Source organism: Micromonospora sp. NPDC005174 (genome assembly GCF_040608495.1).
Taxonomy (GTDB): domain Bacteria; phylum Actinomycetota; class Actinomycetes; order Mycobacteriales; family Micromonosporaceae; genus Micromonospora.
This window is the reverse complement of the sequence record NZ_JBEXIJ010000030.1, coordinates 1-13,757: the sequence shown is the minus strand read 5'-3', so window position 1 is coordinate 13,757 and position 13,757 is coordinate 1. Positions and strand designations below refer to the sequence as shown.

9 protein-coding genes are annotated in these 13,757 nt (G+C 71.0%); 4 read left to right on the top strand and 5 right to left on the bottom strand.

What is annotated here, in order from left to right:
- The first annotated feature begins 155 nt into the window (after positions 1-155).
- Positions 156-2,057 carry a hypothetical protein gene (locus ABZU91_RS26190; RefSeq protein ID WP_355245634.1) on the top strand — a complete coding sequence of 634 codons (1,902 nt, stop codon included), beginning with the start codon at positions 156-158 and terminating at the stop codon, positions 2,055-2,057.
- A 299-nt stretch (positions 2,058-2,356) separates the two neighbouring features.
- On the top strand, positions 2,357-4,003 hold the full coding sequence (locus tag ABZU91_RS26185) for a hypothetical protein (protein WP_355245631.1): 1,647 nt from the start codon (positions 2,357-2,359) through the stop codon (positions 4,001-4,003).
- Between the two features lie 82 nt (positions 4,004-4,085).
- Here the strand turns inward: ABZU91_RS26185 and pulA are convergent, their stop codons facing one another.
- The 5 genes from pulA to ABZU91_RS26160 all read right to left on the bottom strand — a co-directional run bounded on the left by pulA (position 4,086) and on the right by ABZU91_RS26160 (position 12,482).
- Positions 4,086-9,581, bottom strand: a complete 5,496-nt coding sequence (gene pulA / locus ABZU91_RS26180) for a pullulanase-type alpha-1,6-glucosidase (RefSeq protein WP_355245628.1) — start codon at positions 9,579-9,581, stop codon at positions 4,086-4,088.
- Between the two features lie 109 nt (positions 9,582-9,690).
- Positions 9,691-10,380 carry a cellulose binding domain-containing protein gene (locus ABZU91_RS26175; protein WP_355245625.1) on the bottom strand — a complete coding sequence of 230 codons (690 nt, stop codon included), beginning with the start codon at positions 10,378-10,380 and terminating at the stop codon, positions 9,691-9,693.
- Positions 10,381-10,462: 82 nt separating this feature from the next.
- Positions 10,463-11,131 (bottom strand): hypothetical protein, encoded by a 669-nt coding sequence (locus ABZU91_RS26170; protein WP_355245622.1) that lies wholly within the window; start codon positions 11,129-11,131, stop codon positions 10,463-10,465.
- Between the two features lie 135 nt (positions 11,132-11,266).
- Complete coding sequence (locus tag ABZU91_RS26165) at positions 11,267-11,656, bottom strand: hypothetical protein (protein WP_355245620.1); 390 nt, start codon at positions 11,654-11,656, stop codon at positions 11,267-11,269.
- 37 nt (positions 11,657-11,693) lie between these two features.
- On the bottom strand, positions 11,694-12,482 hold the full coding sequence (locus ABZU91_RS26160; RefSeq protein ID WP_355245617.1) for a hypothetical protein: 789 nt from the start codon (positions 12,480-12,482) through the stop codon (positions 11,694-11,696).
- A gap of 19 nt (positions 12,483-12,501) precedes the next feature.
- Here ABZU91_RS26160 and ABZU91_RS26155 point away from each other — a divergent pair, with 19 nt between their 5' ends.
- Complete coding sequence (locus tag ABZU91_RS26155) at positions 12,502-12,681, top strand: hypothetical protein (protein ID WP_355245807.1); 180 nt, start codon at positions 12,502-12,504, stop codon at positions 12,679-12,681.
- Between the two features lie 587 nt (positions 12,682-13,268).
- Positions 13,269-13,757: C39 family peptidase (locus tag ABZU91_RS26150; protein WP_355245614.1), on the top strand; the 489-nt coding region annotated here is incomplete at its 3' end.

Below are 13,757 nucleotides of genomic sequence, written 5' to 3'. Positions count from 1 at the left end.
TAACCTGAGGCATATGCGGGGTTTTTTCGGATACATCTTCCTCGCGAAGATAGTTCTCATACGGTGGGCATCAGAGGCTACAACCCATTTGTAGCTGGTCGTGGCGCTGCGGGCGGTGCGACCCCGTCTGGTAGCAGGAAGGGCGGAAGGCTCTGATGTCCAACGACGTAACGAGTACCGACGGCGGGGCCTCGACGGCTCCGCCGACACGACGACGACGGGCCCTGTGGGTCGCCGGCGTCGCCGGTTTGACCGGAGTGGTGGGGTTGGCCGCCCTCGGAGGTGTGGCCGCACGGGATGACAAGCCCACCTCCGACCGGGTGTCCGACGCGCAGCCGTCGACGAACCGGCAGAACGTCAGCGACGCTGGCGGTGGGAACGCCGACGACGGCAAGGAGAGCGGCGACGACGACTGGAGCGGCGACGACTGGAGCGGCTTCGATGATCGTGGCGGTAAGGACGACAAGCACGAGGAGAAGGACCGCGCCCGGCAGGTGCCCTGCGACTCGGACAAGCTGATCCAGGCGATCACCTTCGCCAACAGCGGCGACGGCGGCGTCCTGGAACTGGCGAAGGGCTGCACCTACACCCTGACCCGGAACCAGGACGGCAACGGCCTCCCGGTGATCACCGAGCCCATCACGCTCAAGGGTGAGCACACGGTCATCGGCCGCGCGGCCACCGCCGACTACTTCCGCATCCTGAACGTGGGTCCGGGCGGGAACCTCACCCTCAAGGGCCTGAGCATCAGAGGTGGGCAGACCATCCAACAGCCGGTGACGGTGGCGCCGGCCACGGTCTGGGGGCCGTACTCGGCCTCGGTCCGGACCACCACGGCGACAGACGCCGCCGCCCCGGGTAGTGCCGCCACACCGACCGCGGCACCAGCCGCGAAGCCTGCGGCAGCAACCAAGGCGGCCCCACCGAAGGCAGCCAAGGCGGCCACCCCAACGGCAGCGAAGCCGGCGACGACGGCAGCGAAGCCGGCGACAGCCACGGCAGCGACAGCCAAGGCAGCGAAGGCCAAGCCAGCGAAGGCCAAGCCGGCAACGGCAGCAGCCGCCAAGCCGGGAGCAAGCAAGGCGGCCAAGCCGGCAGCGGCAGCCACGACGGCGGCGATCACCAAGGCCCCGACGGCCGGTACGTCGACGGCGGCGGGCGCGGCGGTCGTGCCACTGGTGGAGGAGCCCGGGTTCAACGACGGTGCCGGCGTGCTCGTACAGCCCGGGGGCCGGGCCGAGATCCTGGACAGCGAGTTGCTCTACAACCAGTCCGGCGGCAACGGCGGCGGCTTGGCGAACTTCGGTTCGGCGCGGCTCAGCAAGAGCACCGTGGCGCACAACACCGCGTTCTTCTACGGCGGCGGCATCTTCAACACCGGCGTGCTCCAGGTCGACGAGTCGAAGGTCACGGACAACACGGGGATCGTCGGTGGCGGCGGTATCGCCAACGGCGCGGCCTCGATCGTCACCGAGAGCATCGACGGCGGTGCGGTCTGGGTCTACAGGAGCGAGATCACCGAGAACGAGACGCTCGGTGTCGGTGGCGGCGTCCTGGACGTCGGGGGCACCACGACCCTGCACGACACGAAGGTCACCGACAACACGGCGGTCCTGGACGGCGGCGGCGTTGGCGTGGCCGACGGTCAGCTCACCCTCAAGAACGCCACGGTGGCCAGGAACAGCGCCGGTCGCGAGGGTGGTGGTGTGGCGGTCGTCGCCGACAGCACCGCGACGATCGAGGACACCGCCATCGCGGACAACACCGCAGGGTCCAGCGGCGCAGGCCTCTTCAACGACGAGAGCCGCACGACGCTGCGCGACAGCGAGGTCGTCGGCAACCGGGCCATCGGCCCGTTCGCCCGCGGCGGCGGCATCCTCAACGCCGAGGGGAGCGAGGTCAGGCTCTACCGGACGAGGGTGGCGCACAACTTCGCCACCCTCGAGCCGGGGGGCATCTTCAACAATCTCGGCGGCACGGTCCTGCTGGACGACGAGTCTGCGGTCACTGCCAACCGCCCGACCAACTGTTTCAACGTTCGGGACTGCTTCGCCTGATCGGGTGGGGCTGAACCACATAGAGGGCGCGCCCCTCCGAGCCGGTCACGGCACGGAGGGGCGTACCCATTTCGCCTGGTCAGGGGCATGACGACCCGGCTGGGGGCCGCGTGCCCGGCCGGGGCCTCCAGGCCATCGCCTGCCCAACATGAACCGAATGTGGGGTTGTTTCGGATACCGCCGCGAGGCGAGGAACATTCTCATACGGTGTTTTTGGGAGCTACAACCGATTTGTAGCAGGGGACGACCGTCTGAGGGCGGCGACCCTGTCTGGTACGAGGAGAGGGCAGAGAGCTCCGATGTCCAACTACCTAACGAACAACGAAGCCTCCGGGCGGGCGACGGCCAAGCGCCGCCGCAAGCTCTGGCTCGCCAGCGGCGTGGCGGGTCTGACGGGCGTGATCAGCATCGCGGCGGTGGGCGTCGCGGGCAGCGCCGGGGCGGTCGGCCTGAACTGGAACACCGCGCAGGTCAGCAAGGACGGCGACCAGCACGGTGACGAGGGTCGCGACCGGGACAAGGACCGGGACAAGGACAAGGACAAGGACCGGGACAAGGACCACGAGCGTGGGAAGGAGGTGCCCTGCGACACCGACAAGCTGATCCAGGCGATCGTGTTCGCCAACAACAAGCACGGTGGTGTGCTGGAACTGGCCAAGGGCTGCACCTACAACCTGAGCCGCAACGACTACCAGGGCAACGGTCTGCCGGTCATCACCGAGCGCATCACCCTGAAGGGCGAGCACACCACGATCGCCCGGGAGGCCACGGCCGACTACTTCCGCATCCTCAACGTCGGCAGCGGTGGGCACCTGACCCTCAAGGGCCTGACCATCAAGGGCGGTCAGACCCTCGAAACGTTGAACGCCGTCGAGCCGGCGGCCGTCTGGGCGTCCTACTCGGACTCCGAGGCGATCGCGGCGCAGGTGAAGGCCGGTGTTCCGCTGGACCAGGCCCTCACCGCGCGTCAGGCGAACCCGAAGGCCGGCCTGAAGGCCGCACCCAAGGTGACGCCGAAGGCCACCACGAAGGCGGCGCCGGGCGTCGTCACGCCGCTCGTCGAGGAGCCGGGTGACACCGACGGCGCGGGCATCCTGGTCCAGCCGGGCGGCACCGCCGAGATCATCGAGTCCGAGGTCGTCCTCAACCAGTCCGGCGGCAACGGCGGCGGTGTGGCCAACTTCGGCACCGCGAAGATCTGGCACAGCACCGTCGCGAGCAACACCGCCTTCTTCTTCGGTGGCGGTGTGTTCAACGCCGGCCTGCTCAAGGTCGAGGAATCGAAGATCAAGGACAACACCGCCATCATCGGTGGCGGCGGCATCTCCAACGGCGCCGCGGAGATCTTCACCGAGGACGTCGACGGCGGCACGGTCGAGCTCAAGAAGACCGTGATCAGCGACAACGAGACGCTGGGCTTCGGCGGCGGCTACCTCGACATCGAGGGCAACACCACCGCGTACGACACCGAGATCACCTCGAACACGGCGGTCCTCGCCGGTGGTGGTCTGGCGGCGGCGGACAGCCAGCTCAACCTGCACAAGGTGACGGTGGCGAAGAACAGCACCGCCGGGGTCGGTGGCGGTCTCGCCATCGCCTTCGACAGCGCGGTGACCGTCGAGGACAGCTGGATCAAGGAGAACACCGCCGGCTTCTTCGGCGGCGGGGTCTTCAACGCCGGCAGCGTCCTCACGCTGCGGGACACCGAGGTCGTCGGTAACCGGGCCATCGGCCCGATCGGGGTCGGCGGCGGCATCTTCAACATCTTCGGCGAGGTCAACCTGTCGAAGACGAAGGTCGCCAACAACTTCTCGACCTTCGCGCCGGGCGGTGTGTTCACCTTCTTCGGTCAGGTGAACGTGGACGACAAGTCCGCCATCACCGCCAACCGCCCGACGAACTGCCTGGCCATCCCGGGCGGCACCATCGAGAACTGCTTCGCCTGAGCACCAGCGCCACGCACCACGCACCACGCACCAACAAGGACCGGCCCCCTTCCGCGCGACGCGGGAGGGGGCCGGTCCCCGTTCACCTCTGGACGAACACCCCCACGCTGCGCGCCGGCACCGTGAAGGCACCGGTCGCCCGGTCGAACGACGCCGTCCGCAGCGCCGGGTCGGCCGAGTGCACCAGGACCGGATGCAGCGCCACGTCCGCACCTCGCAGACCGGTCAGGGTCTGCGTCGTCGTTCCCGGGGTGCCGTTGAAGACCACGCTCAGCGACGTCCACGCCCCGCCCAGGCCGCGGGCATCCAGGGTCATGGTCAGCACGCCGGGGGTCTCCGACTCGCCGGAGAGCGGGAACGCCACCCGCTGCTGCACCTGCTCGGCGGTGCCGAGGCCGAACACCGGCGAGGACGCGCGGATGCGCAGCAACTCGGCGTACCGGGCGTCGGTGGTGTCGATCGCCGCGCAGTCGGGCACCAGGGCCGGGTCCGCTAGCAACGGCTTGGCGTACGGCCACTTGTCCTGGTTGTCCTGCGCCGGCGGCAGGCCGACACCGAACCCGTTGCCCCGCTCACAGCCCCAGCGGATCTGGTTGAACCAGTCACCGGAGTTGAACGAGTTGCGGTCCAACGACTTCGACCGCAGCCGTTCCGTCCCGGCGGTGACGAACCCGGTGCCCTGCCCCAGCACCACCGTGCTCAGCGCGAGCACCTGCATCCGGGCACGGTCCGCCGCGCTGGTGGCCTGCGGCAGCTTGTACGCCAGCGCGTCGTACAGGATCTCGTTGTCGTGCGCGTCGACGTAGGTGACGGCCTCGCCCGGCGCGGCGGTGTAGCCGGCCGGGGAACCGTTGTAGTCCACCTGCGCCCCGGTGACCGTGCGGCCCGAGGTGTCGGTGAACCGGTAGTCCCGCAAATTGCCGGTGAGACCCACCTTGACCAGGTCGTGGGCGTGCAGAAGCCGTTCCTTCTGCGCCGTCGCCGACCCGTTCACCGGGTCGCCGTTCGGGTCGGTGTAGAGCCCGGAGGCGAAGCCCTGCACGCGGGGGTTGGCGTCGAACGGCCCGCCGCCGCGCACGGCGTCGCGCAGCCGGTCGTTGAACGTGCCGATGCCGGTACCGGCCATGTTCGCCTGGGTGGCCTGCACGAACCGGGCGTCGTTGGCGACTTCGCCGAAGTTCCAACCCTCGCCGTAGAGCATGATCGCCTTGCCGTCCACGCCGTCGCGGGCGACGGTCAACCGATCCAGCGCGGCTCGGACGGCCAGGATGTTGGCCTTCGGGTGGTGACCCATCAGGTCGAACCGGAAGCCGTCAACCCGGTACTGCCGGGCCCAGGTGACCAGCGAGTCGACGACCAGCTTGCCCATCATCGCGTGCTCGGGGGCGGTGTTGGCGCAGCAGGTGGAGTCGGCCACCGTGCCGTCGTCGAGCAGCCGGTGGTAGTAGCCGGGCACGATCTGGTCGAGCACCGACTTGGCATCGACGCCGGCCGCCGCGGTGTGGTTGTAGACCACGTCCATGACCACCCGCAGGCCGGCGTCGTTCACCCCGGCGACCATGCGGCGGAACTCGGTGGTCCGCGCCGCGCCGACCGGGTCGACGGCGTACCCGCCCTCCGGCACGCTGTAGTGCAGCGGGTCGTACCCCCAGTTGTAACCGTCGGTTTCGGCGACCGCCGCGACGCACGCCTGCTGCGCCTCGGAGTCCGGCGGGAGCGCCGCCAGGTCGCAGGCCGGCTCGCGCTGGTCGGTCCGCTTCTCGGGGATCGTGGCGAAGTCGAACGCCGGCAGCAGGTGCAGGTGGGTCACCCCCGCGTCGCCGAGCGCGCGCAGGTGCGTCATGCCGGCGGTTCCCGGGTCGGTGAACGCCAGGAAGGTGCCCCGCCGCTGCGCCGGCACGGTGTCGTCGGCGATGGAGAAGTCCCGCACCGACAGCTCGGAGATCTGCGCCTTCGACGCCGGCACGGCGGCCGGCTTGCGCAGCGTGCGCCACCCCGGCGGAGCCAGCGCCGGGTCGTCCAGGTCGACGAGCTGGCTGTGCGTGGAGTCCGGGGCGAGGGCCACCGAGTACGGGTCGGTGACCGACGCGGTGACCATCCGCTGCGCCGCCGGCTGCCACGCCTGCACCTGGTAGCGGTAGTACTTCCCCGTCCAGGCGTGGTTGCCGCGTACCGACCAGACCCCGGTGCGGTCGTCGCGGCGCATCGGCACCGTCGTCGGCACGGCCGTGGGCGAGTCGAACAGTTGCAGCGCCACGGTTCGGGCGGTCGGCGCCCAGAGCGCGAGGCTCGGCGTCCGCCCGGCGTAGGTCGGGCCGAGCGTGACCCGGGTGGCCCGCGAGTACACGTCGTCGAGCGCGCCGGGGATCTGCACGCCGGTCGCGGCGAGCAGCTTTCCCTGGGCGTCGCGCTCGGTGACCAGCACCTGCCCGCGCAGCGCCGCCGGCACCTTCGCCAGGTCACCCCGGTCGAGCGTGAAGGCCCGATGGGACCACAGGTGCGGGAACGCCGCGCGCTGGGCCTCCGTGAGCCCGTTGCGCTGCGCGCGCAACGGCAGACTGGTGTACGTCCCGGACAGCTCGCCGTCGACGACGCTCACCCCGCCGGCCGGGGCGGCCACCAGGGCGTACACCCGGCCGTCGGTCGGTGGGGTCTGCCAGGCGATCGTCGACCGGTCGATCCAGTGGGCCCGCTGCCTGCCGATGTCGGTGTCCCCGCCTGCGCTGGTCGCGGTCGACGGGAGCAGCCGCCCCGGGGTGGCGGCGAGCAGCCACACCTCACGGCCGGCGCTGGCGACGTCGAGCCGCTGGTCGTCGGGGAGATCCTTGGTGTCGCCCCGGTGGATGATGTAGTTCAACCCGGTGGCCCCGGCCGTCAGCGGCACCCGGAACACCGCGCCGTACGCGTCGATGGACGTCGGCGCGAGCGGGGTGGCCCACTCGGTCGGGCTCGCCGCGCCGTCCCACACGTGCAGGCCCCACCCGTCGTAGTTGCCGTCGGCCCGGCGGTAGTGGAGGACAGCGGTGCCCTCCTCGACCGGCGGGTCCGGTTGACCGGTGGCCGCCTGCCGGCTCGGGTAGATCGCCGGGTCGCCCTGTTTGAGCCAGACCTCACCGGTGGCCGTCACGTCGATGCTGCGGTCCTGGGCGACGTCCTTGGTGCCACCGGAGTCGACCACCACGAAGCCCACGGACTTCGCACCGGGCTTGAGCTTCACCCAGGCGAACCGGCCGTAGGAGTCCTCCCCGGCGAACGGTTGCCCCTCGGGCCACTCCGTGACGTACGCCGGGTCGATGTCACCCCAGGCGTACAGCCCCCAGTCGTCGTACCCCCCGGCCGGACGCTGGTAGTGCACGACCGCCCACTCCCGGGACCCGCCCAGCTCGGGCGTGCCGACGACGGCGACGGACCGGGCCGTGGCGGTGCGGCCCCGGCCGTCGCGGACCACCGCCCGGTACTCGATCCGGGTGCCGCCGGCCAGCCCGTCCAGGTCGTGGTGCACGGTGTACGGCGCGTGGTCGGCGCTGCCCAGCAGCGTCCACCGGCCGCCGCCGACCCGCGCGGCCACGGTGACGGTGGCCAGCGGGTCGCCGGTCACCTGCGCGGTGACCGCGGCGCGGGTGGCCACCGACGCGTCCGGCGCGGGCGTGGTGAGGCTGATGGTCGGCGTGCCGGTCGGCCGGGCGACGGCGGTGCCCGCGCGGTACACGGCCGCCGACAGCGGTGGCACGGTCAGCGTCAGCTTCCCGTCGCCGGCGGCCTTCGCACCGGCCGAGGAGCCGTAGATGCCGGTGAAGGTGGCGCCGGCCGACCAGGTGTCCACGGTGACAGTCTGCGGGGTCTCGGCGTTGTTCACCGCAGCGATGTACTCGGTGCGGTCCCCGGGCGCGATCCGGGAGGCGGCGAACACGCCGGGACCGTCGGCGGCGTACCGGGTGACCTGGATGCCGTCGCGCAGCGCGGGGTGCGCCTGGCGGAGCCGGCCCAACTCGGCGATCGTCCGGTACAGCGGGTGGGCGGTGTCGAACTGGTCGCTGGCGTGGGTGCGGTCGGTGCCGAGCAGGTCGTCGTCGAGGTAGTCGGGAACCTTCGACGCGAACATGTCCTGCCGGGCGTCCTTGTCCCCGCCGGGGCCGGTGAAGCCCTGCTCGTCGCCGGAGTAGACCACCGGCTGGCCGCGGGTCAGGAACATGAGCTGGTGGGCGAGCTGATCGCGGCGCAGGTGACTGGCGGGATCGGTGCCGCCGCCGGCGATGAACGAGCCGATCCGACCCATGTCGTGGTTGCCGAGGAAGGTGGGCAGCCGACCCGCGTCGGTGTCCCGGGCGGCGTAGAGGTCGTCGCGGGCGTACACGTCGGCAAGCGCCTTCGCCGAGCCGGCGCCCGCCGTGTAGCCCCGCGCGGCCTCCTGGAACGGGAAGTCGATGGTGGCCGGCAGGCCGCCGCGCCGCACGTACCTCGACGTGACCTCCGGATCGGCGCTGTACACCTCGCCGAACAGGAAGAAGTCCTTCTTGCCGGCCTTCTCGGCGGCGCGCTCGACGCCCCGGGTGAACTGCGGCCAGAAGTCCATGTCGACGTGCTTGACGGTGTCCAGCCGGAACCCGTCGACGCCTGTCGCGCCGATCCAGTCGCCGTACGCCCTGGTCATGCCCTGGACCACCGCGGGCCGCTCGGTCCACAGGTCGTCGAGGCCGAAGAAGTCGCCGTACTCGCTGTTCTCACCGGCGAAGGTCGAGTCGCCCCGGTTGTGGTACATGCTCGGGTCGTTGAGCCAGGCCGGCACCTTCACGGTGGCGTCGCCCGGCTCCGGAAAGACCGGCGTGTACGGGCCGGCGGTGCTGTCGACCCTCGGGAAGTCACGGCTGCCGTCGGCGTAGTTGCGGTCCTCGAAGGCCCGCCCCTGCGCGTCCGTGTACGGCGAGGTGGCCTTGTCCACGTACGCGTAGCGGTCCTCGGCGTACCTGATGACGTCGGCGGTGTGGTTGACCACGACGTCGAGATAGACCTTGATGCCCCGCCGGTGCGCCAGCGTGACCAACTCCTTGAGCTGGGCGTTCGTGCCGAAGTGCGGGTCGACCTGAGTGAAGTCGGTGATCCAGTAGCCGTGGTAGCCGGCGGAGACGTCGTCCCCCTCGCCCTGCACGGGGCGGTTCTTGAAGATCGGGGCGAGCCAGATGGCGGTGGTACCCAGACCCTGGATGTAGGACAGCTTGTCGATGACGCCCTTGAGATCACCACCGTGGTAGAAGCCCTTGTCGGTCGGATCGAGCCCGGTGCGCAGCCGGTCACCGGTGAGCGCGCCGGTGTCGTTGCGCCGATCGCCGTTGGCGAACCGGTCCGGCAGGACGAAGTAGAACTGCTCGGCACGCGCGGTGTCGGTGCCCGCGGCCAGCAGCGCCTCGGCGGTGGGCTCGTCGCGCCACTGCACGGCACCGGCCTCGGCCAGGCTGTCGGCGCTGGACGCACGGGGGTCGGCGTCGAGGGCACGCGCGGAGACCGGCGCACCGACGAGGGTGGACGTGAGCAGGCAGGCGAGCGCGAGCAGGGCGGTACGCGGGATCGACGGGGGTCTCATCGACGGCCTTCCTCTGATCGTGATGGCCGCACGCTAATCCTTGCCGCAACGATCTGCAATACCTTGCAAACACAGTCGAAACAGAACAGCATCCTTGCGGAAGCACCGCTCAGAACCCGCTACAGCGCACCCCGTCGACCGTGCACCCCCGCGGCGTCGTGGACGCCCGCTCCAGGTGGAACCGCAACGCCACCGACCCGCCGGCCGGCACGTCCACCCCACTGACATAGCTGAAGCCGCCGTCGACCTGCCGCACCGTCCCCTGTGGCACCCCCTCCACCCAGGTCGTCACCAGTCGACCACCGGTGAAGTCGAACCGCACCGTCCAGCCACGGTCCACACCCGAGGAGTTGACGACCAACACCTCGCCGATGAAACCCCCGTCGAAGCTCTGCACCACCCGGTAGCGGCCACTCACCGCCGGTGGCCGCTGCGGGGCCCGGGTCGACGGCCGCGCCGACGCCGCTGCCCCCGTCGGGCTCACCGCCGGCGGGCTTGACATCACCGGCGTGCTCGGAGGCGAGCCGCTGGCCCGTGGCGACAACCCGGGCAGCAGCGCCGAGTTCTCCGGCAGCGGCGTCGGCGACAGCTCGTACGGCGACACCGGCACCGGCGGCAACGGCAGGCCCGCAGGTGGCGGCCCGTCGTCCGGCGCCGGGCTACGCCCCCGGTACGCGCCCAGGGCCACGAAGAGCAGGACCACCATCACGACAACGCCGGCAAACACCACGATCCACGGCGACGAGGCGATGGCCGCCGGACCGTGCGACGGTCGCGGGGCACGACGCAAGCCGGACATGTACCTCCCTCAGCGGGCCGTCCGGGCAGCCTAGCGATCGACGGCTCACGCTGAAAGCGCGCGCGGCACACCCGACGCCCGGTCAGCCGAACCGGCAGTCGACCCCGTTGACAGTGCACCGCAGCGGACGCGCCGCGGAGCCGTCCCAACCCAGCCGCAGGCGCACCGTCGCCGTGTCACCTGGACCCAGCGACGCCCCGCCGCTGAGCACGAAACCGCCGTCACCCTGGGCCGACACCGAGATTCCCGCCGCACCACTCACCCGCAGGCCGCGCATGTCGCCTTCGAACGCCAACTCCACCCGCCAGTCCGCCGACCGCTGCGACTCGTTGGTCACCGCCAAGGTGGCGTCGGTCGCGTTCCAACCGTCCGTACCGACCTGGTAACGAGCCGACACCGCACCGTCGTCCGCCGTCGCCAGCGTCCCGGCACTCGACTTGGCCGGCGACGGCGACCGGGTCGTGGCACGCGGCGACGGCGTCCGGCTGCTGCGCGACGCGCGCGGCGAGGCCGTCCGCCGCTCCAACCCACCCGGCGTCGGCGCAGACGACGCCGCGGCCGGCGTCGTCGGTAGGAACACCGGCGGCGCCGCCTGCGGCGAGCTGTCCCGCTCCCGGGTACGGAACGACAGCAGCGCGACCACCAAGAGCACCGCCAGCGCGCAGACGCCCACCAGCACCACGATCCACGGCAGCGACACCACGACCCGCGCCGTCCGCGGACCTCCCGCGCCGTCCGGCCCCACCGCCATCAGGTCTCCCCTCGTCCCACCGACGCGACAGCGTAGCCAGCGCCGGCCCGACCGGGAACCGGGCGGGTACGGATCGGACCGACCGGCCACCCTGGCGCGGAAAACGGCTCGGCCGCCTCGACGGTACGCGGGCGATCAGGCAGTCCGGACGACCGTGCAGATGAGCGGACCCTCAGCCGACGTACGCAGCAGATAGCGGTACCGCTCCCCCGGCACCGAACGCCCCTGACTGTCCAGGAACTCCCACTCCACCGACACCAGGGTCAGCAGCGCGGAGACCGGCTGCACGTCCTCGATCCGGGCGTGCGCGGCGATCAACTCCCGGTCCTGGTAGTCGGGCGCGGCGCCCACGAAGGACAGCGCGACCGCCGCCAGCGAGGTGAACGAGAAGCTGTACGCGTCCGCCACCACCAGCCCGGGCAGGGCGTAACAGCCGCCGAGGGACGGCAGGTCGCCCGAGGTCAACGCGGCGCCGTACCGGTCGAAGAAACCGGTCAGCGTGTCGAGATCCGTGGAGGCGTTCACGGCGACAGCAATTGCCGCTCACCGGGTGGGCCAAACCTCAGCGGGGCGGAACCCGCACCTCGATCTCCGTACCCAACCGGGCGCCACCGGCCAACCCCAGGTCGTCACCACTCCAGAACCGCCCCGGGTCGTACCAGTTCGGACGCTTACCGGCCGGCAGCAGGCCCATCGCCTCGTAGGTCACGGCCACGACCTCGGCGCAGTACGCCGTCTCCAACGCCCGGTCCCGCGCGGCGGCGCTGGTCGGAGCGGCACGTGTCCCCCGCTCGGCCCCGGTGCCCGGAGTCGCCGGGTCCACCGCGGAGGTGGGGGTGTCCGACACGGCGGAAGCAGCGGGGTCGACCCAGGCCGCCTGGGCGGCCCGCGATACGGCTCGGAGTGCCGCCCGCCCAGGACCCGGCATCGACGGCACCCGACCGCGCACCCACCGCCACGCCAACTGGGCGGTCGACGGAAACGGCGTACCGTCCAACCGCGCCACGGTACGCAACACCGCGCGCTCCATCTCGCCCTCGGCCGGCGGGTCGAGCTGCCGCAGCCAGGCCCGCTGACCGTACCGGTTGGCCCACACGCACACCGCGTCCCGCAGGTCGTGCAGCTGCACACCACGCTGGTGCGTGCCCGACCACAGATCCGGCAGCGACTTGCCCAGCTCGGCGTGCCACATCAACGGCGGCATGTCGTCCAGCACCACCGCCATCCCGACGTGGTTGACCGGACTGTTCGTGGTGAACTGGATCGCCCGGTCCGGCGCGCTACGACCCCGGAACACCCACACGTCGCCGGTGCGGGTCAACTCGACGGCCTCATCCAGGCTGATGCTCATGGGGGACTAGCCTAGGCCGATGCGGCAACCAATGCGGTGGTGGAAGATCCTCGGCCTCGCCGGCCTCGCCGGGGTGGCAGCGTCCGGTGTGGTCATCGCCCGAGCCGAGCGACGCCGGCGCGCGTACACGCCGGAGGAGATCCGGCAGCGGCTGCTGGAGCGTCACGCCCAGGCCAGCGAGGCAGCGGACTCCGCCTGACCACCCGCGGCTCAACCTCCCGTGTGGCCAGTCAACAGACAGCGGCCACGGGTGAGCCCAGCCGACGCACCCGCCACGTCGGGGACGTCGGCGCGGAACGTGACGTCGGGCATGATCGTGCTCGATCCGGGACGTAGTGGCCTCGCCCGCACACCGAGGGGCCTCTTTCCTGGATCTAGCGCGATCATGGGCTGGCCAGGTGCATTTTGGGTGATTTGGGAAGTTTCATCCCGTGACCGGTGGCACCCTGGCAGCGGAATCGCGGGCCGGGCGGGGTCGTTATACCTGGCATGCCGCCGCGCCCGTCGGGCTGGCGGCGCAGGGCAGCGGCCGGGAACACCCGCCGGGTCGGCGTCGTTACATCCCCCGCATGGCCGAGCACCACCGGCCAGCCCCGGTCCGCAAGCCCTTCAGGCGCGGCGGAATGATCCGCCGCCACAGGCCGTTGGACCACCCTCCGGAGATGCCCCCGTGCAGGCCCTGCTGGGTCGCCGGGCCCTGTCTCGGACGAACTTTCGCTTCGACACGTCCCCCGGAATCGTGTGTCGTCGTGTTTTCCCCCGACTTTCGCAGAGGAGCACGCTGTTATGCGTACCGATCTGATTCGTAGGACTGCTCTGACCGCTGCTGGTCTCGCGTTCACCGGTGGGGCTGTCGCCGGTCCCGTCACGACCGCGTTCGCCGCCGAGAGCACCGCCAAGGCGGTGTCGCAGACCCAGACCGAGCGTAGGGGTCACGGTGAGCGTCAGCTCGGTGTGCGGTACGAGGCGCAGCCGAACTTCTACTACTGCGGTCCGGCCGCTGCCCGTAACGCCCTGAGTGTGCAGGGTAAGAACATCAGCGTGGACGCCATGGCCACGGAGATGGGCACCACCGAGGCCGGTACCAACAGCATCAACGACATCACCCCGGTGTTGAACAAGGAGACCGGCAAGGCTGACGCCTACCACTCGGTGGAGATCAGCAAGCCCGACGCCGACGCCACCCAGACCGACAAGCTGCGCGCCGACGTCGTCAAGACCGTCGACGACGGCCGGGCCGTGGTCGCCAACATCGCCGGCACCAGCGTCGACACC

Bases quoted from the DNA above. Each gene is read 5' to 3' on its own strand.
- ABZU91_RS26190 (WP_355245634.1), top strand. From the start codon at position 156: ATGTCCAACGACGTAACGAGTACCGACGGCGGGGCCTCGACGGCTCCG.
- ABZU91_RS26185 (WP_355245631.1), top strand. From the start codon at position 2,357: ATGTCCAACTACCTAACGAACAACGAAGCCTCCGGGCGGGCGACGGCC.
- pulA (WP_355245628.1), bottom strand. From the start codon at position 9,581: ATGAGACCCCCGTCGATCCCGCGTACCGCCCTGCTCGCGCTCGCCTGC.
- ABZU91_RS26175 (WP_355245625.1), bottom strand. From the start codon at position 10,380: ATGTCCGGCTTGCGTCGTGCCCCGCGACCGTCGCACGGTCCGGCGGCC.
- ABZU91_RS26170 (WP_355245622.1), bottom strand. From the start codon at position 11,131: ATGGCGGTGGGGCCGGACGGCGCGGGAGGTCCGCGGACGGCGCGGGTC.
- ABZU91_RS26160 (WP_355245617.1), bottom strand. From the start codon at position 12,482: ATGAGCATCAGCCTGGATGAGGCCGTCGAGTTGACCCGCACCGGCGAC.
- ABZU91_RS26155 (WP_355245807.1), top strand. From the start codon at position 12,502: ATGCGGCAACCAATGCGGTGGTGGAAGATCCTCGGCCTCGCCGGCCTC.